This is a genomic window from Nocardiopsis flavescens, from assembly GCF_900141985.1.
GTDB lineage: Bacteria > Actinomycetota > Actinomycetes > Streptosporangiales > Streptosporangiaceae > Nocardiopsis > Nocardiopsis flavescens.
The window spans coordinates 355,758-373,923 of the sequence record NZ_FQZK01000003.1 but is presented as its reverse complement, the minus strand read 5'-3'; the positions used below and the strand labels follow the sequence as shown (position 1 = coordinate 373,923).

Here is an 18,166-nt window from a genome sequence, read left to right as displayed (position 1 = left end):
CACCCGAACCCTAGGGCGGGCCCGGCGCCGCGGGCCAGCGGTTTTCCCGGGCCCGCGGCGTCCGGGGCGCGGCCCCTGGGCTCACGACAGCAGCTCCTCCACGACCCGCCCCACCCCGTCCTCGTGGGCGGGCGGCGCCTTACGCAGCCCCAGCGCCGGGTCCAGCAGCCCCGGGTGCCCGCTCTCCATCGCGTACCCGGCCCCCGCCCACGACAGGGCGGGCAGGTCGTTGGGCATGTCCCCGAAGGCCACGACCTCCTCCGCGGAGACCCCCCAGCGCTCGCAGACCAGCGCCAGGGTGCTGCCCTTGTCGACGCCCGACGCGCTCATCTCCAGCAGCCCGTGCCCGCCCGAGTAGGTGACCTCCACCAGCCCGCCCACGGCCTGCTCCGCGGTCGCGTGCAGGATGTGCACCGGCACGCCCTGCGAGCGCACCAGCAGCTTGGTGATGGGCCGGGCCCGCTCCAGCAGTTCGTCGGTGGATCCGACCACCTCGCGTACCCAGTCGCGCGGCACCCAGGGTTCCAGGTCGTAGTCGGTGTCGTGGTAGAAGTCCGTCCCCGTCTCCACCCCGAACCCCACCCCGGGCAGGGCGCCGCGCAGCTCGCCGACGACCGTTGCGGCGGTGGCGGTGTCCAGCGCCCGCACGAGCGGGTCGGCACCGGGCAGCCCGGCCACGGCGCCGTTGCCGCACAGGACCGCGGAGCAGGTGAACAGGGACGCGATGTGCGCGGTGGTGCGCGGAGGCCGCGCGGTGGACAGGACCAGCTTCACGCCGGCGGCCACGGCGGCGGCCAGGGCGCGGCGGTTGCGTTCGGAGACACGGCCGTCGAGGCCGAGGAGGGTGCCGTCGAGATCGGTTGCGATGACCCGGGGAAAGACCATGTGTCGGATTATCTCCGGCCCCGGTGACGCTCCGGGGGCGCGGGGCCGACCGGGGCCCGTCCGGGGGACGCACCGCGTCCCCGGACGGGCCCGGCGGGGGAGCTAGGGGAGCAGCGGCAGCGCGCGGGGGCGCACGGCCGGGACGCGCTCCACGACCCCGCCGCGGAAGACGTCGTACAGGTCGAGCGACTCCAGGTGCACGTACCCGATGTGGCAGTCGCAGTCGGTCCGCGGGCAGCCGCGGCGGCCCAGCGCCCGCCGGAACGAGCCGTCGTACAGGTTGCCCATCGGGGTGTCCACGAAGTGGCAGCGCCGCACGTTCCCGTCGCCGTCCACGGACAGCACGCTGTCGCCGGTCCGGCAGGGCAGCCCCCGGCTGGCGTGCGGGTGGCGGCTGTAGTGGAAGTGCGGGTCGAGCGCCTGCCAGTCGGCCGCCTCGGCGTCGGTGTAGGTCCGGCCCTCGGCGGCGTTCACCCACAGGTACACCTCCTCCGGCAGGTCGGCGCGCATCCGCCGGGCCGCCTCCAGGTGGCCGGGCTCGCCCACCACGCCCACGCTGAACCGCACCCCCAGCTCCACCAGCCGCAGCGCCTTGGCCAGGAACCGCTCCCGGGTCACCTGGCCCGGGTGGTAGGTGGTCCACAGCGCCACCGACGAGAGGTCGCACCCGGCCAGCCACTCCACCCGGCCGCTCAGGTTGGTCTGGATCGCCACCCGCTCCACGTGCTCCAGCGCGCTCAGCCGCGCCAGCGCCCGCCGGTACCAGGTCCGCACCAGCCCCTCGCCCCACGGGGTGAACAGCACCGACACCCGGGTGCCGGGGTCCTCGTCGGCCCGCGCCTCCACCCAGTCCCCGAACCGCTCCAGGGCGGCCCGGTCCGCGCGCAGCGTCTCCGGGGAGTCCCGGCGCTTGGCGAACGGGCAGTACGGGCAGTCGTAGTCGCAGCTGGCCAGCGGCCCCCGGTACAGCAGGGTGAGGTGCGGCGGCAGCGGCGCGGTCGCCGCCATCAGCGGGCCTCGTACTCGGCCATGAGCGCGTTCACCCGGTCGGAGAAGAACATCGGCCCCACGGCGTCGGAGTGCGCCAGGCCCTCCTCGCCGAGCAGCACGCGCCCCGCCCCGCCGTCCGCGAGCCAGCCGCGCCGGTCCAGGGCGGCGAACAGCTCCGGGAAGTCCTCCCGGGGCCCGGACCCGAACCGCGAGGCGTAGTCGGCGGTGTCCATGCCCTCGGCGCGCAGCAGCGACTGGAGCAGGTGCCGGCGGCGCCGCTCGTCGTCGTCCAGCCGGAAGCCCACCTCGGCGCGGGCGAAGTCGGCGGCGTCGCGCCCGGTGTAGTCGGCGATGATCGAGCGCACCTGCCCCACGCCCACCGCGTAGTCGAAGGAGTAGTGCGCCGAGGCGGTGTAGGACCGGGCCCCGCAGCCCAGGCCCACCATCCCGTCGGTCTGGCAGCTGTGGTCCGGGGCCGGCGACTCGGGGGCGTCGGCCCGCCGGAACATCCGCATCGACACCTGCTCGTAGCCGCGCTCCCGCAGGTGGTCGCGGCCCTGGCGGTACAGGCGCAGCCGGTGGTCGTCCCAGGAGCCGCCGCGGCGGCCCAGCCCGGTGAGGGGGCGCACGTACAGCGGGTAGAGGTAGACCTCCTCCGGGTCGTGCTCCAGCGCCGTGTCCAGGGAGTAGGCCCAGGTGCGCGCGTCCTGCCGGTCGATCCCGTAGATGAGGTCCACGTTGAGGTCGGCGGTGGTGTGCGCGCGGATCAGCTCCAGCGCCCGGTCGACCTCGGCGCGCTTCTGCGGCCGCCCGGCCGCGTGCGCCTCGGAGTCGATGAAGCTCTGCACGCCCATGCTGAGCCGGGTCGCCCCGCGCGCCTCCAGCACCGCGAGCCGGTCGGCGGTGGCGGTGGCCGGGGAGGTCTCCACCGACACCGGGACGGCGGCCAGGTCCACACCGAACGCGGACTCCAGCACGTCGTACACCCGGGCCAGCTCGTCGGCCTCCAGGTAGGTGGGGGTGCCCCCGCCCAGGGCGGCCCGGGCGAACGCGGCCCCCTCCGGCAGGGTGGCGGCCACCGTCCGGGCCTGGCGCTCGAACGCGTCGAGGTAGGCGGCGACCTGCTCGGCCGGCGGGGTGGAGCGGGTGAACAGGTTGCAGAACCCGCAGCGCATCTCGCAGAACGGGATGTGCAGGTACAGCGACAGGGCCCGCACGTCCTCGTCCCGCCACAGGTCGGCCAGCAGGGGGCGCCGCGCGAACGGGCGGTAGGCGCTCTTGTGGGGGTAGGCGTAGACGTAGGAGCGGTACGGGGAGTCGGCGGCCACGGGTTCGGCGGCCGGGACCAGGGGAAGGGTCGTCACGCTGGGGCCTCCTCGGCGGTGGCGTCGGGTGCGGTGTATCCGTGCGGGAGGAAGAAGTGGGCGTAGGGCACCGTCCACACCACCTCGTGGCCGATGCGGTGCCCCACGTGGCCGTCCTCGCCGTAGGCGGTGCCGTGGTCGGAGCACACGACCGCGAAGCAGGGCCGGTGCGCGGCCATCGCCTCCAGCAGCGGGGGCAGGTGCCGGTCGACGTACTCCAGGGCGGCGGCGTGGCTCTCCCGTGTGTCCCCGGCCCCCGCGTCCGCCCCGGGCAGGTGGAACCAGTTGGGCTGGTGCAGGGCGGCGGCGTTGAGCAGCAGGAACAGCGGCTGATCCGCCGGCCGGGCGCGGGAGACCTCCACGGCCCGCGCCACCTGGTTCTCGAAGGAGTGCGGGTCGGCGACGCCGAACGACTCCTCCCAGTGGCTCTCCTGGAACATGTCGGGGATGACCGAGCCCACCGCCGACCTGCGGTTGAAGAACCCCGTGCCGCCCACGCACGCCGTGCGGTACCCGGCGCGGGCCAGCCCCGAGACCAGGTCCGGGGTCTGGAACGTCCACGTGCGCGGGGCGGTGGACACGCTTCCGGGGAACGCGGCGGCGAACAGCCGCGGGTGCGGCCCGGGCGCGGCGGGGGTCGGCAGGAACCCGGCGAGCATCGCCAGGTGGGACGCGTAGGTGAAGCTGCCCGGTGCGTGCCGCTCCTCCCAGCGCCCGCCCGGGAGCAGCCGGGCCAGGTGGGGGATGCGCCCGGCCGCGGCGAGTTCGGCGGCCACGTCGTACCGCAGGGTGTCCAGGGTGAGCAGCAGCAGGTCGTGCGTGCCCACCACGGCGTTCATGTCGGGAAGGGTGGTGTCCATGGTGTCCTTCAGGATGCGCTGCCGACCTGGGCGGACGGAACGGGGTACCGGCCGGTGTCCAGGGCGTGCAGCTGTTCGGCGTAGGTGTCGCGGCCCTCGTGCAGCACCCCGGGGATGAGGTCGCCGAACGCGTTGACCTCGCACACCGCGAACGAGCGCCAGCCCGGGGAGGCCATCAGGTCCACCCCGGCGTGCAGGGTGGCGAAGCGGCCTGCGGCGGCCTCGGCCACGGCCATCGCCGCGTCCCAGCGCTCGGGGCCGACGTCGTCCATGAGCGCCTCCAGGTCACCGCGGGCGTTGCCCAGGTGGAGGTTGGTCAGGGGGGAGGACGAGGAGCGCACCACCACGTGGTGCGCCCGCCCGGCGGTCACCACCACCCGCAGGTCGATCGTCTTCCCGGCGAACCCGGCCTTGGGCAGCCACCGCTCCACGTGCAGCCCGTCGGGCGCCAGGGCGTCGACCACGGCGGCCACGTCCTCCTCCCGGGTGTAGGTGCACAGCCTCAGGCTGTTGAACAGCGCGGGGCCGCCCCGCCCGTCCCGGGTCAGCCGGGCGGAGGTGACGGCCCGGATCCGGCCGCCGGGGGCCGTGGCCAGGGCGATCACCCCCGAGGCCGAGGAGCCGTGGGCGGGCTTGACGAACACCCGGGACCAGCCGTGCGCCTCCATGGCGGTCCGCAGGTCCCGGTAGCCGCGCACGGGGGTGCCCACCGCCGGCGGCACCGGTACCCCTGCGGACTCCAGCCGGGCGTGGCAGCGGCGCTTGTCGCACATGACCACGAGGTCGTCCACGTCCTGGAGCAGGTGCGCGCCCGGGGCCGCGGCGACGGCGACGGCGAGCCGGTCCAGCGCGGTGCGCAGGCCCGCGTGGTGGTCGCCGGTGCCCTCGGCCCGGTAGGGGTCGGGGTCGCGGTCCCAGCCGCGCAGCAGGCGCTCGGTGGCGACGTCGCCGCCGGGGGAGTCCACCCGGACCAGGGCCCCGGCGGGGACCTCCACGGGGCCGGACGCGAGGTCGCGCCAGGGGAGGACGGCCGGCTCGGGCCGGCCGGAGGCCGCCGCGGCGGCCCGGAACAGCTCCAGGCGCCGGTTGCCGGGGACGCCGACGACGACGAGGGGCCGGTCGCGCACGCCCGCGCCGCTCACCCGGACACCGCCGTGCGGTGGTACGGCCCGGGTCCGTCGCCGCCGGAGGCGCGCACACCGGGCTCCCGGGTGGCGGAGGGGGCCGCGTTCGCCCCGTGCGGCGCGGACCGGACACCGGCCCGCATCTGCTCCGTTTCCCTCTCGTCGGAGAAGTCGCAGAAGCGGTCCGGGCACCCGGGCGCGGACACCGCCTCGGGGAGCGCGGGCGCGGGGGACGGGGTCTTCCCGCCGTCCCGCCGGGGGTGCCCGGGCCGGCGCGGCACCTCCCGGGAGGGGGAGCCGGTGGCGGGCGGTCCGGCGGACTCGGCGGTGTGGTCTGTGATGGGCACGGGGTTCCTCAGCGGAGGCGCTCTGCGGCGGAGGGGGTGCCGGGGCGCCCGGCCTCTTCCACCTGGGGTTTCGAGGGGTTCCAGGTTTAGCAGCCGCCGGGGACGTTCCGCCCTCCGGGGAGCCCCTGCCCGGGGGGCACCGGGGTCACTCGCCACGACGGCCGCGACCGCCCCCGGGGCGGCGCCGGTGCCCGGCCCGAGCCGGTGGACGAGGGTGAAGGCGGCCACCGGCGGCGGGACCGCCGCCAGGGCCGCGGTCTGCACCAGCACGGCCAGGTCGAGTCGCCGCCGTCCGCCCATGCCGGCACCCTGGACGCCGGGGCGGAGCTCCCGCCCCGCCGGCCCCGACCCCCGCAGCGGGGGTCGGGGACACGCGGGCGGTGCGGCCGGGGCGCCGCGGGCCGGGCGGGCACGGTCACTCCGTCACCGCGGGGTAGAGCCAGTCGTCCTCCTTCTCCTGGCGGTCGCCGACGCGGATCTCCACGCCCGCCTCGGTGAAGGCGTCCCTGACGCGGGTCTCCGTCTCCTCGGTCATGTAGTGGTGCTCCAGGTTCAGCCTCCCCAGCCCGCGGAACACCGGGGAGTCCAGCAGGACCCGTGCCCCCTCGTCGGTGAGGGTGCCCATCGACAGGTCCAGGGAGCGGACCCGCTCCACCACCGGGGCGTCGGCCAGGGCGCGCACCCACAGGTCGGTGTTCTCCGCGTTGCACAGCCCCAGGTGGTTGAGCTGCGGGAACGCCTCGCCCGACAGGGTGCGGGCCAGGTGTTCGGGGGTGGTGTCGCCCCGGTAGTCGTCGACCCCCAGCCACAGCTCCAGGTTCTCCAGCGCGGGCAGGTCGGCGGTGTCGATGCCGCGGGCGACCGTGGCCGGAAGGCCGCCGCTCTGCACGGTGAGGGAGCGCAGCGAGTCGTGCCGCCCGATGTCCAGGCCCAGCTGGCTCTTCTCGTGCATGTAGGGGTCGCCGGTGCCGCGCACCGCGAACTCGGTGAGGTGGGGCAGGGCCGCCAGCACCGGCGCCAGGTCGGGCTGGTGGATCCAGGAGACCTCCTGCTCCTCGGCGATGATGTCCCCCACGAACAGGGACTCCAGGCCGGTCAGCGCTCCGGCGTGCTCGACCAGGGCGTCGCGGGCCGGGGTGCCGGGCTCCGAGCCGTCGGAGGAGCCGGCGGGGCCGATCACCATGGCCCGGACCCGCTCCGTCTCCGCCTCCTCGATGAAGGAGGCGAAGTACTCCCGGAAGTCCTCCTCCGGGTCGTAGCTGTCGACCGCCAGCCGCCAGGCGTAGTCGCGCACGGTGCGCAGGGCCGCGAGCCGGGCCAGGGCGTCGGGCCGGGGGGCGCGGCCGTACCGCTCCGTCGTCGAGGCCATCCCCGTGGGGGACACGTACTCGAACACCGGTAGTCCGCCGAATTCGCTGAGGTGGTCGCCGATCATGGATGCTTCTCCTGGTGAGGGGGTGTCGCGTGGGTCATGTCTAGCAGTCCGCGGTGACGGACCGGCCGACCGGAGCCGGCCGGGCCCCGCACCGGTGCCGCAGCGCGGATCGGGCCCCGTGCCCGGGGCGGCCGTCGCCACGGCCCCGGCGTCACTCCGTGACGGCCGGGTAGGGGCGTCCGCTCCCGCTGCTCTCGCGCCCGGACACGTCGGTCTCCACACCGGCGGCGGTGAAGGCCTCGGCCAGGCGCCTCTCCGTCTCGGCGGTCATGAAGTGGCGGTGCAGGTCCAGGCGGCGCAGGCCGCGGAAGGCGGGGGTGCCCAGGAGGACCTCCGCCCCCGCGTCGGTGAGGGTGCCCATCGACAGGTCCAGGACCTCCAGCCGCTCCAGGACCGCGGAGCCGGCGACGGTCCGCACCCAGGTGTCGGTGTCCTCGGCGTTGCGCAGGCCCAGGGAGCGGATGCCGGTGTGGACCCGGCCCTCCAGCAGCGGGGCGAGGTCCTCCGCCGAGGTGGTGCCGCCGTAGCCCTCCACGCCCAGCCACAGCTCCAGGTGCTCCAGCGCGGGGTAGCGGGAGGCCAGGACCTGTTTCACCAGGCCGGGCGGCAGGCCGCCGCCCTCCAGGGTCAGGGAGCGCAGGGAGCGGTGCTCCTCCACGGCCAGGGACGTGTCGCCGGTGCCGCGGATGCCCAGGCGCTCCAGGCCGGGGAAGGCGTCCAGCAGGCCGGACAGGTCGCCGTGCTCGATCCAGGAGACCTCGGCCTCTTCGTAGGTGAGGTCGGCGTAGAAGAGCGAGCGCAGCCCGGTCCAGCGCGGCGCGCATGCCAGCAGGGCGTCCCGGACCGGCCCCGGATCGGCGACGTCGATGGTCTCCTCGACGTTCCCTACCACCAGGGCCGCCACCGACGCCGGTTCCACGTCGGCGCAGAACCGCTCGTAGTACCGGAGCACGAAGTCCCCGCCGTCCCGGGGCTCGTCGCCCTCCTCGTCGCTCAGCCGCCAGGCGTAGGCGCCCGGGTCCCCGGCGGCGGCGAGCATCGCCAGCGGGTCCGCGCCCCCGCGGCCCGCGGCGGCCATCCCCTCCCGGGAGCGGTACCCGAACACGGGGAGCCCCGCGTACTCGGTGAGGTGCGTGTTGAAGGTCAAGGCCGGCGCCTTTCGGTCGGGTCGGGCAGGGTGAGGGCGGTGGACGTCACTCGGTGACGGACGGGTAGAGCCCGTCGCCGTCCGCGTGGAGGCGGTCGGACGTATCGGTCTCCACACCGGCGGCGGTGAGGGCCTCGATCAGGCGCCTCTCCGTCTCGGCGGTCATGAAGTGGCGGTGCAGGTCCAGGCGGCGCAGGCCGCGGAAGGCGGGGGTGCCGAGCAGGGTTTCGGCGCCCGCGTCGGTGAGGGTGCCCATCGACAGGTCCAGGACCTCCAGCCGCTCCAGGACCGCGGAATCCGCGAGGGCCCGGACCCAGGTGTCGGTGTCCTCGGCGTTGCGCAGGCCCAGGGAGCGGATGCCGGTGTGGACTCGGCCCTCCAGCAGCGGGGCGAGGTCGTCCGGGGCCGTGGTGCCGCCGTAGTCCTCCACGCCCAGCCACAGTTCCAGGTGCTCCAGCGCGGGGTAGTCGGAGGCGAGCACGTCCCGGGCGAGGTCGGCGGGCAGGCCGCCGCCCTCCAGGGTCAGGGAGCGCAGGGACGCGTGCCGCTCCACCGGGAGGGACAGCTCGGAGGTGCCGCGCAAGCCCAGCCGCTCCAGCCGGGGGAAGGCGTTCGGGATCGCGGAGACGTCCCCGAGGAGCAGCCAGGAGACGTCGGCCTCGTGATAGGTGAGGTCGGCGTAGAAGAGGGAGCGCAGCCCGGCCCACCGGGGCGCCGCCTCCACCAGGGCCCGCCGGACCAGTTCGGGTTCGGAGACGTCGATGCGCTCCCCGTGGCTGCCGATCACCAGGGCCTCCACCGACTCCGGGGGGACCTCGGCGCAGAACCGCTCGTAGTACCGCTGGACGGGCTCGCCCTCCTGCGACTCCCAGCCCTCGGGGTCGCTCAGCCGCCAGGTGAACGAGGAGGGGGTGCGCAGGGCGGCGAGCAGCGGCAGCGGGTCCGTGAGTTCGCGGCGCCCCCCGGGGTGCCTCTCCGCCCAGGCGCGCTGGGCGGCCAGGGCCTGGGCGGAGCGGTACTCGAACACGGGGCGTCCCGCGTACTCGGCCAGGTGGGTGTCGAAGGTCACGTCCGGTGCCTTTCGTCGGCGAGGGGGCGTTCGGGGGGCCTCACTCGGTGACGGAGGGGTAGCCCTCCGCCGCCGGGAGGCGGTCGGACGTATCGGTCTCGACGCCGGCGGCGGTGAGGGCCTCGACCAGGCGCTTCTCCGTCTCGGCGGTCATGAAGTGGTGGTGCAGGTCCAGGCGGCGCAGGCCGCGGAAGGCGGGGGTGCCGAGCAGGGTTTCGGCGCCCGCGTCGGTGAGGGTGCCCTCGGAGAGGTCGAGGGACTCCAGGCGGTCCAGGAGCGGGCTCTCGGCGAGGGCCCGGACCCAGGTGTCGGTCCGCTGGGCGTTGCGCAGGCCCAGGGAGCGTACGCCGGTGTGGACCCGCCCCTCCAGCAGCGGGGCGAGGTCGTCCGGGCCCGTGGTGCCGCCGTAGCCCTCCACGCCCAGCCACAGCTCCAGGTGCTCCAGCGCGGGGTAGCGGGAGGCCAGGACCTGCTCCGCCAGGGCGCGGGGCAGACCGCCGCCCTCCAGGGTCAGGGAGCGCAGGGACGCGTGCCGCTCCACCGGGAGGGACAGCTCGCCGGTGCCGCGGATGCCCAGGCGCTCCAGGCCGGGGAAGGCGTCCGGCAGGCCGGACAGGTCGCCGTGCTCGAACCACGAGGCCTCGTACTCGTCGTAGGTGAGGTCGGCGTAGAAGAGCGAGCGCAGCCCGGTCCAGCGCGGCGCGCACGCCAGCAGGGCGTCCCGGACCCGGTCGGGTTCGGCGATGTCGAAGGTCTCCTCGACGTTCCCGACCACCAGGGCCGCCACCGACGCGGGCGGTACCTCGGAGCAGAACCGCTCGTAGTACCGGAGCACGAAGTCCCCGCCCTCCTGCGACTCCCACCCCTCGGAGTCGCGCAGCCGCCAGGCGAACGCGCCCGGCGTGCGCAGGGCGGCGAGCAGCGGCAGCGGGTCCGTCGTCTCCCGGCGGCCCCGGGGGTGCTCCTCCGTCCAGGTGTGCTGGGCGGCCACGGCCTCCGGGGAGCGGTACTCGAACACGGGGAGTCCGCCGAGCTCGGTCAGGTGGGCGCGGAAAGTCACGGTCGGGGCCTTTCGGGGGCGTGGTTCGGCGGGAGGCCGCGGGGCTGTGGTGACGGGCTCACTCGGTGACGGAGGGGTAGTAGTAGTACGCCCACTCCTCGTCCTCCATGTCCTCGGCCGCTTCGAAGTGGCTCTCCTCCGGCTCCCGCCGGCCGGACGCGTCGACGGCGACGCCCGCAGCGGTGAAGGCCTCCAGGACGCGCCGCTCCGTCTCCTCGGACATGTAGTGGTGATGCAGGTCCAGCCGTTCCAGTTCCCGGAATCCCGGGGTGTCCAGGAGGGTCTGCGCGCCCAGGTCGCCGAGGGTGCCCCCGGAGAGGTCGAGGGACTCCAGGCGGTCCAGGAGCGGGCTCTCGGCGAGGGCCCGGACCCAGGTGTCGGTCCGCTGGGCGTTGCGCAGGCCCAGGGAGCGTACGCCGGTGTGGACCCGCCCCTCCAGCAGCGGGGCGAGGTCGTCCACGGACGCGTCGCCGCCGTAGTCCTCCACGCCCAGCCACAGCTCCAGGTGCTCCAGCGCGGGGTAGTCGGCGGAGAGCACGTCCCGGGCGAGGTCGGCGGGCAGGCCGCCGCCCTCCAGGGTGAGGGAGCGCAGGGACGCGTGCCGCCCGACCGCGAGGGACATGTCGCCGGTGCCGCGGACCGCCAGGCGCTCCAGGGAGGGCAGCGCGTCGAGCAGCGGGGCGAGGTCGCCGTTGCGGAGCCACGACACCTCGCACTCGCCGGAGACGACGTCGGCGTGGAACAGGGCGCGCAGCCCGGTGAGGCGGGCAGCGTGCTCCACCAGGGCCTCGCGTACCGGTGAGGTGTCCCCCGTGCTGTCGGACGGGTAGAAGTCTCCGGTGATCACGGCCGCCACCGCGCCGGGGTCGGTGTCGGACAGGAACCGGTCGAGGTAGCCGGGGACCCCGCCGCCGACCGGCGCCTCGGCCCCGTGCGGGTCGTCGAGCCGCCAGGCCACCGAGCCCGGTGCGCGCAGGGCCGCGAGCAGGGCAAGCGGATCGGCCGTCCACGCCGGGGCGTAGGGCCGTTCCCGGGCCCACTCCTCCTCGGCGGCGGTCCCCTGCGGGGAGCGGTACCCGAAGGCGGGCAGGCCCGCGAACTCGGTCAGGTGCGTGCCGAAGGCCATGGGGGTTCCTCTGGGGGCGGTGGTGCGCTGGAGGAACCAGGAATAGCAGAGCCCGGTGACGAACACGTCCGGACCGGGAACCCCCGCGTCCGTCCCGGGCGGGCCGCCGCGGGGGCGGGCCCTCAGGCCCGCGCCGCCGGCCGCTCCGGCGGTTTCGGAGCCGTCCCCCGCGCCCTGCGCGCGTGGCAGCCCGACTCCACCGCCTCCTCCAGCATCCGCCGCAGGTTCGGGCACTCCAGCACGTCCCCGGACTCGCACGCCACCGCGTGCGCCACCATCTCGCGGGCCGCCCGCAGCCGCTCCAGCCGCTCGTCCAGCTCGGCCAGGTGCTCGGTGAGCGCCGCCCCGCGGCGGTCCGCGCCCGCCCCGGCCAGGTCCCGGATCCGGTCCAGGCTCATCCCCGCGTCCTGCGCGCCCAGCACCAGCGCCACGCGCAGCCGCTGCCCGGGGGAGTACCGGCGCCGCCCGCCCACCCGGCGGACCGGCTCCAGCACCCCCATCGCCTCCCAGTGCCGCAGCACGTGCGGGCCCAGGCCGAACTCCGCGGCCAGGTCACCGATGGACAGCTCTTCGACGCGCGGCTTCCCGCTGCTTGACCTCATGTCCACATGAAGTTCCACACTGGGGGCCCGTGTCAAGGGGCGCGGGCCGGGAAGACCGGTGAGGGAGGGGACCGCCATGGACGAGGACACCGCACGGGTCCGCGGGGACTGGGACCGGATGGCCGCCGGGTACGACCGCGGCGAACGGTTGCAGCGGCTGGTCATCGGCGACACCCGGGCCCGGCTGTGCGGACGGGCCCGTGGACGGACCCTGGAGGTGGCCGTGGGCAGCGGCCACGACCTGCCGCACTACCCCGCTGGCGTCGGGCTCACCGGCCTCGACCTGAGCCCCGCCATGCTCGCCCTGGCCCGCCGCCGGGCCGCGGCGCTCGGCCGCGCCGTCACCCTGGTCGAGGGCGACGCCCAGGACCTGCCCTTCGCCGACGGCGACTTCGACACCGTCCTGTGCGTGCTGGCCCTGTGCACCATCCCCGACCAGCGGCGCGCCCTGGCCGAGATGTACCGGGTGCTGCGCCCGGGCGGGCTGCTGCTGCTCGCCGACCACATCGAGTACACCAGGGTCCCCTGGCGCTGGCGGGAGTCGGCCCGGGCACGGCCCCGGCGGCTGCCCCGCGCGCTCGCCCGGGAGGTCGGGTTCGCGGTGGACCGTCACGATCGGACCGCCCTGGGATTCGTGGAGAGGGTCGTCGCCCACCGCCCCGGCACGCCGGGGGAGCGGCCGCAGACGGGATGACACGGGCCGGGACACGCGGTGTCGTGGCGGGACATCCCCGCCTCCCCGGTGTGAGAGTGGTGGCATGGCCACACACAGTGAACTGCGCGATTTCTGGGAACGCCGCCTGGCGGGCGACTGGACAGAGAGCGGCGTCGGGTACCGCGCCCTGGGACGCCCCTTCAACACCTGGATGTACAAGGTCCGCGAGGAGGTGTTCCTGCGCCGGGTGGGGAGCCAGGGCCTCACCGACCCCAGCGTCCTGGACGTGGGCAGCGGAACCGGCTTCTACGTCCGGCTCTGGGACCGGCTGGGCGCCGCCGACGTGACCGGCTGCGACATGACCGACGCCGCCGTGGCACGGCTGCGCGAGCGCTTCCCCGACCACCGCTTCGTCCGCCAGGACGCCGCCGACCTCGACGCCTTCGGGGACGGCTCCTTCGACGCCCTGTCGTGCATGGACGTCCTCTTCCACATCACCGATGACGACCGCTACACCTCGGCGGTCGGCGAGTTCGCCCGGGTGCTGCGCCCCGGCGGGACGCTCGTCATCTCCGAGAACTGCCTCCAGCGCCCCGAGCAGCGCGGCGAGCACCAGGTCAACCGCACCCTGGAGTGGATCGCCGGGACACTCGACAAGGCCGGGTTCGACGTGCGGCTGCGGGTGCCCATGCTGGTCCTCATGAACGCCCAGGTCGACGCCTCCGCGCCCTGGCGCAAGGCGTGGGGCGGGGCCCTGCGCGCCGCCACCCTCACCGCCCCCACCGGCTGGCTGGCCGGGGCCGCCCTGTACCCGCTGGAGCGGCGCCTGGTGCGCGGGCGCCGGGAGAGCCCGACCACCGAGCTGCTGGTCTGCCGCCGCCGCGGCTGACACACCGGACACGGCCGGTGACGGCCGCCGGGGAGGACGCCGGCAGGTTACGGTTGACGTCCACCTTGTGCCGGAAACGGCGGTCACGGGGAACGGACGCCCGGCGCGGCGGACGTCCTGTTCGGGAGGCTAGTGTGCGACGGTCCACCATCAAGTCCGCGGTCAAATGGGGGCTGCTCGGCCTCCTGACGGCCCAGATCGCGGTGGCGGCGACCCTCATGGGGATCAACCACTGGCGGCGGAAGGTGCGCCCGCACCGGGCGTTCTTCCCGCGCACCGCCCCGGGGGCGTTCCCCGTCGGCGACACCACCGCCACGGTCTACACCTACGGCGAGGACCTGTACGAGGACATGCTCGCGGCGATCCGGGGGGCCCGGCGCCGCGTGCTGTTCGAGTCCTACATCGTCAAGGACGACCGGGCCGGGACCGCGTTCAAGCAGGCGCTCATCGAGGCGGCGGCGCGCGGCGTCGAGGTGTACGTCATCTACGACGGGTTCGCCAACCTGGTGGTGCCGCGGTCGTTCTTCCGCTTCCCGCCCGAGGTGCGGGTCCTGCGCTACCCGGCGTTCCGGCCCGGCGTGCTGCTGCTCAACGTCCGCAAGTCCGGCCGGGACCACCGCAAGATCCTCACCGTCGACGGTGAGACCGGGTTCGTCGGCGGCTACAACGTGGGCTCCGTCTACGCCACCGAGTGGCGCGACACCCACCTGCGGGTGGACGGCCCGGCGGTGTGGGAGCTGGAGAACGCGTTCGTCGACTTCTGGAACGCCAACCGGGGGCTGCGCCAGCCCGAGCTGGGCATGCTGGGCGACCCGCACTGGGACGCGAGGTTCCGCGTCCACCGCAACGTGCCCGAGCAGCTCATCTACCCGATCAGGGCGATGTTCCTGGAGGCCATCGACCGGGCCAAGGACCACGTCCTCATCACCCAGGCGTACTTCATCCCGGACCGCGAGTTCCAGCGGGCGCTGGTGGACGCCGCGGAGCGGGGCGTGAGCGTCGAGATCCTCATCCCGGAGAACTCCAACCACGTGCTGGCCGACTGGATGGCCCGCGGCCAGTACTCGGTGCTGCTGCGCGGCGGGGTGCGGCTGTGGCTGTACCAGGACGCCATGGTGCACGCCAAGACGGCGACGGTGGACGGCCGGTGGAGCACCGTCGGCACCGCCAACGTCGACCGGCTGAGCCTGACCGGCAACTACGAGATCAACGCCGAGATCTTCGACGAGGGCGTGGCCCGGCACCTGGAGGAGGTCTTCGCCAACGACCTCACCAACGCGCGGGAGCTCACCGAGGAGGAGTGGCGGGGCCGCCCCTTCGCCGCGAAGTTCAGCGAGATCATCCTCGCCCCCTGGCGTCCGCTGCTCTGAGTCCGGGGCGCCCGCGCCGGCAGGTCCGGTTCCGATCGCGACCGCACCCGTCCGGAAGGCCCTGGCGCACGGCGCCCGGGTTCGATTCCGACGACCCCTCCCCGAAGGCGGCCCCGGCCCCGCGCGAGCGCCGAGGGCGCCGGGGGCCGGGGTCGCGCGCCGCCACGGAGCCGCGCCGCGGGGTCGACCCGTACCGGTGTCCCGGCCGCGGCCGTGCCCGGTGCCGGGCCGGGGCGGGCCCGCTCCCCCCGAAGCGGGCCCGCCCCGCCCGCGCGGGACGCGTCAGAAGAAGGCGTCCGGCGGGCCGCCGCCGTGGCGGGGGCGGGGCCGTGGCGTGTTAGCGGCGCCGGGGGCGCTCCCCGGGGGGCGGGACCAGCCTCCCGGAGAAGAACGGGTCCCGCTCGGCCTTGCGCGGGCGCGGCCCGCCCCAGTGCTGGGGCCCCGGGTGCGGGGTGCGGCTCAGGGCCCCGGAGATGGCCGCGGGCGATCCGCCCCGCTGCCTGGCCGTCCGCCCCCGCGGCTCGTCGTCGTGGTCGTCGCGGCGCGCTCCGCCCGCATCCTTCATCCCGTGGCCCCCCGGATGGTGCTGCTGCTGCCGCAGCCATCATCGGTCGGCCGCTCCGCGATGTCATGGCGACACGGCGTTCCGGGAGGAAGTCCGTTCCCGATCCCGGCCGGCCGCCGACCGGCGCGCCGCCGCGCCCCCGCCCCGGGACGCCAGGGCCGGGTGGCGTCGGCGTCCACCGAGGTCAGCGCGGCGTCGTCGGCCCCGTGGCCGGGCTCCGGGGTGTTCCGTTCCCGGTCATCGCTTCTCCTTTTTGTAGACCGGTCTGCATATTCTTCGGTAATGAAAGCGGGTGTCCAGGGCTGCCCGCGCGGTGTCCGCTCAGCGGGCGAGGAGGACCTCCACGGCCCGTGCCGCCCGGTCCAGAGGGGTGCGGTCGTGCCGCACCCGTGCCAGCAGCAGGGCCCCCTCGATCTGGGCGAGCACCGCACCGGCGGCCTCCTCCGCCTCCGGCCGGGGCCGGCCCTCGACGACCAGCCGGTCCGCCAGCGCCCGCTCCCACCCGGCGTAGATCCGCGCGCAGGTCAGGCGCAGCCGCTCGTTGCCGCCCCGCTCCGGAGTACCGGAGACCTCCAGGGCGACGGTCGCCACCGGGCACCCCTTGTCGTACGAGGACTCCTCCATGCGGGCGGCCAGCGCGCCGAGCAGCCGCCGGGTGGTCCCGGCGGCGTTCAGTCCCTCCGCCTCCGCGGCGGCGAGGAGGGCCTCCACCTCGCGGCCGCCCTCCTCCAGGGCGTCGGCGACCAGTCGGTCCTTGCCCTCGGGGAAATGGAAGTAGAGGGAGCCCCGCGGGGCCCCGCTGTCGGCCAGGACGCGGTTCACCCCGGTGCCGAAGTAGCCCTGCGCCTCGATGAGGGCCCGCGCGGCGGTGACCATGCGAGCGCGTGTTTCTTCGCCTTTGATGCCCACGGTTGAAAAATAGACCGATTGTCATATTATTGGCAAGGACGGTCGGCGGTCCCGTGTCGGGCGGGGCGGCGTCGGTGTCGCGAAAAACGACCTGCGGCCTCTCCCGGAGGAGAAACCGCAGGTCGGGATGGGCGGCCCCAGCAGGATTCGAACCTGCGACACCCGCTTTAGGAGAGCGGTGCTCTATCCCCTGAGCTATGGAGCCATGGGTCGCGCGGGACGCGCGCAGGTATGCGTTGTCCCGCCACCGGGCCAAGCCTAACCCAGGATGGGCGTGCTCGGGGTGTCGAAGGGTGTGGCGGCTCTCCGGGTGGGGGACTCTGCGTGCATGGCGCAGTACTCTGACCTACGATTGGTTGTCCTGGTGGCGGTGTGAGGTTGTTCACGAGGACTGTCGGGTTTGGTCCCTTCCTGCCCCCGCGCCGCGCGGCGCGGTCGGCCTGTGTGACCTACCGCACCACGATGACCAGCAGTGACATCGGTGACCGCACGGTGCGTGCGGAGCGGGGGGATCGGTCCTCCCGGATTCCGCACCGCCCGGTCGGCCGTTCCCGTGTGACCGCAAGTGGACATGTAGTACGTTGCCTTGCGGCCACGGGTAGGCGTTCGAGGATTAGAAGCAGCCGGAGGAGCATTCGTGCCGTTCACCTCTGATTCGGCGCGGCGGGGACCCCGCGTACCGGAAGCGGCGGGTGGTGCGCCGACCGCGGCCCGCCACCGTGCCTGGAACGCCGGTCTCGCCCGGACGCTGACCCTGCTGCTGATCACCGGGTTGATCGTCGTCCCGCCGCCGCCGGTGGCCCTGGCGCCCGCGGCCGCGAGCCTGGAGGAGCTGCGCGAGCAGGCCGAGCAGTCCGCGCAGGACCTGGAGGAGGCCACCTCCGAGTACACGGATCGGCAGGAGGCCCTGGAAGAGGCGCAGGGCGAACTCGTGGAGACCATCCACGAACTGCAGCAGACCGAGCTGGAACTGGGCGAGATGCGCGAGCCGCTGGCGCAGCTGGCCAGCACGCTCTACCAGCAGCCCAGCGCCGGACCGCTGGGCGTCCTGGTCGCCGGGGACCTCGACGACGACCTCCAGACCCAGTCCTACGCGTCCAAGCTCTCGGAGAACAACGAGGCGCTCATCCAGGACGCCACCGACCTGCGCGACGAGCAGGTGGGGCTGGCCGGTCAGGCGCAGGAGCTCCAGACCACCACCCAGCTGGAGCAGGCGTCCCTGGGGGCCGAGGTGGAGCGGCTGCGCACGCAGTCCGAGGAGAGCACCCAGGCGCTCACCGACGAGCTGGAGAACCGCGGCATCGACCCCGAGTCGTACATGGCCGCCGCCAACTGCGACCCGAGCAAGGCCGACCTGGCCAGCGGCTACCCCAACGGCCTGCTGCCGTCGGAGGCCCTGTGCGAGCTCTACGGCGACAAGTTCCTGCGCGCCGACGCGGCCGTGGACTTCCTCGAACTCAACGTGAAGTACGTGGACCGGTTCGGCGAGAACATGTGCATCAACAGCGCCTACCGCGACCTGCCGAACCAGCACCGGGTCTACGCCGAGCAGCCGCCCGGCTTCGCCGCCGTCCCGGGGACCAGCAACCACGGCCTGGGCCAGGCCATCGACCTGGGCTGCGGCATCCAGAACTTCCGCTCGGAGCGGTGGAACTGGATGGAGACCAACGGTGCCGACCACGGGTGGATCCACCCGGCCTGGGCCAAGTCGAGTCCGTTCGAGCCCTGGCACTGGGAGTACACCGGCTGACGGCCGGGTCCGCGCGGCG

General features: G+C 74.7%; 18 protein-coding genes and 1 tRNA gene. 4 read left to right on the top strand and 15 right to left on the bottom strand.

What is annotated here, in order from left to right:
• Positions 1-81 precede the first annotated feature (81 nt).
• The 12 genes from BUE45_RS08360 to BUE45_RS08305 all read right to left on the bottom strand — a co-directional run bounded on the left by BUE45_RS08360 (position 82) and on the right by BUE45_RS08305 (position 12,009).
• Positions 82-885, bottom strand: coding sequence for an HAD family hydrolase (locus BUE45_RS08360; protein WP_073377139.1), 804 nt, complete (start codon positions 883-885; stop codon positions 82-84).
• A 102-nt stretch (positions 886-987) separates the two neighbouring features.
• Complete coding sequence (locus BUE45_RS08355) at positions 988-1,893, bottom strand: STM4011 family radical SAM protein (protein ID WP_073377137.1); 906 nt, start codon at positions 1,891-1,893, stop codon at positions 988-990.
• Entirely contained in the window at positions 1,893-3,239 is a 1,347-nt protein-coding gene (locus BUE45_RS08350) for an STM4012 family radical SAM protein (RefSeq protein WP_073377135.1), read from the bottom strand. The genes BUE45_RS08355 and BUE45_RS08350 overlap by 1 nt, the downstream gene beginning before the upstream one ends.
• Entirely contained in the window at positions 3,236-4,099 is an 864-nt protein-coding gene (locus BUE45_RS08345) for an STM4013/SEN3800 family hydrolase (protein WP_073377133.1), read from the bottom strand. Before BUE45_RS08345 ends, BUE45_RS08350 begins: the two co-directional genes overlap by 4 nt.
• Before the next feature lie 8 nt (positions 4,100-4,107).
• On the bottom strand, positions 4,108-5,241 hold the full coding sequence (locus BUE45_RS08340; RefSeq protein ID WP_245832890.1) for an STM4014 family protein: 1,134 nt from the start codon (positions 5,239-5,241) through the stop codon (positions 4,108-4,110).
• Positions 5,238-5,570: a hypothetical protein gene (locus BUE45_RS08335; RefSeq protein ID WP_073377130.1), complete on the bottom strand. Its 333-nt coding sequence runs from the start codon at positions 5,568-5,570 to the stop codon at positions 5,238-5,240. Before BUE45_RS08335 ends, BUE45_RS08340 begins: the two co-directional genes overlap by 4 nt.
• A gap of 415 nt (positions 5,571-5,985) precedes the next feature.
• Entirely contained in the window at positions 5,986-7,005 is a 1,020-nt protein-coding gene (locus tag BUE45_RS08330; protein WP_073377128.1) for an STM4015 family protein, read from the bottom strand.
• Between the two features lie 151 nt (positions 7,006-7,156).
• Positions 7,157-8,152, bottom strand: coding sequence for an STM4015 family protein (locus BUE45_RS08325; protein ID WP_073377126.1), 996 nt, complete (start codon positions 8,150-8,152; stop codon positions 7,157-7,159).
• A gap of 46 nt (positions 8,153-8,198) precedes the next feature.
• Positions 8,199-9,221 (bottom strand): STM4015 family protein, encoded by a 1,023-nt coding sequence (locus tag BUE45_RS08320; RefSeq protein ID WP_084737027.1) that lies wholly within the window; start codon positions 9,219-9,221, stop codon positions 8,199-8,201.
• A gap of 40 nt (positions 9,222-9,261) precedes the next feature.
• The gene (locus BUE45_RS08315; RefSeq protein WP_073377124.1) at positions 9,262-10,281 is read right to left on the bottom strand and encodes an STM4015 family protein; all 1,020 of its coding nucleotides are present in this window, start codon (positions 10,279-10,281) and stop codon (positions 9,262-9,264) included.
• Positions 10,282-10,339: 58 nt separating this feature from the next.
• The gene (locus BUE45_RS08310) at positions 10,340-11,407 is read right to left on the bottom strand and encodes an STM4015 family protein (protein WP_073377122.1); all 1,068 of its coding nucleotides are present in this window, start codon (positions 11,405-11,407) and stop codon (positions 10,340-10,342) included.
• Between the two features lie 122 nt (positions 11,408-11,529).
• Positions 11,530-12,009, bottom strand: a complete 480-nt coding sequence (locus tag BUE45_RS08305) for a MerR family transcriptional regulator (protein ID WP_084737062.1) — start codon at positions 12,007-12,009, stop codon at positions 11,530-11,532.
• Positions 12,010-12,085: 76 nt separating this feature from the next.
• On the opposite strand from BUE45_RS08305, the gene BUE45_RS08300 reads away from it, so the two are divergent.
• The 3 genes from BUE45_RS08300 (at position 12,086) to BUE45_RS08290 (ending at position 14,923) form a co-directional block, all read left to right on the top strand.
• A complete protein-coding gene (locus BUE45_RS08300) occupies positions 12,086-12,703 on the top strand; it encodes a class I SAM-dependent methyltransferase (RefSeq protein ID WP_073377118.1) in 618 nt (205 codons plus the stop codon).
• Between the two features lie 64 nt (positions 12,704-12,767).
• Positions 12,768-13,553, top strand: coding sequence for a class I SAM-dependent methyltransferase (locus BUE45_RS08295; protein WP_073377116.1), 786 nt, complete (start codon positions 12,768-12,770; stop codon positions 13,551-13,553).
• A gap of 134 nt (positions 13,554-13,687) precedes the next feature.
• Positions 13,688-14,923 carry a phospholipase D-like domain-containing protein gene (locus tag BUE45_RS08290; protein ID WP_073377114.1) on the top strand — a complete coding sequence of 412 codons (1,236 nt, stop codon included), beginning with the start codon at positions 13,688-13,690 and terminating at the stop codon, positions 14,921-14,923.
• A 337-nt stretch (positions 14,924-15,260) separates the two neighbouring features.
• On the opposite strand, the gene BUE45_RS08285 is transcribed toward BUE45_RS08290, so the two are convergent.
• From BUE45_RS08285 to BUE45_RS08275, 3 genes are all read right to left on the bottom strand, one after another.
• On the bottom strand, positions 15,261-15,488 hold the full coding sequence (locus BUE45_RS08285; RefSeq protein ID WP_073377112.1) for a calcium-binding protein: 228 nt from the start codon (positions 15,486-15,488) through the stop codon (positions 15,261-15,263).
• A 321-nt stretch (positions 15,489-15,809) separates the two neighbouring features.
• Positions 15,810-16,364 (bottom strand): TetR/AcrR family transcriptional regulator, encoded by a 555-nt coding sequence (locus BUE45_RS08280; RefSeq protein ID WP_073377110.1) that lies wholly within the window; start codon positions 16,362-16,364, stop codon positions 15,810-15,812.
• A gap of 165 nt (positions 16,365-16,529) precedes the next feature.
• Positions 16,530-16,602, bottom strand: a tRNA-Arg gene (locus tag BUE45_RS08275).
• Between the two features lie 432 nt (positions 16,603-17,034).
• Here BUE45_RS08275 and BUE45_RS08270 point away from each other — a divergent pair.
• On the top strand, positions 17,035-18,147 hold the full coding sequence (locus BUE45_RS08270; protein ID WP_073377108.1) for a M15 family metallopeptidase: 1,113 nt from the start codon (positions 17,035-17,037) through the stop codon (positions 18,145-18,147).
• The last annotated feature ends 19 nt before the right edge of the window (positions 18,148-18,166 follow it).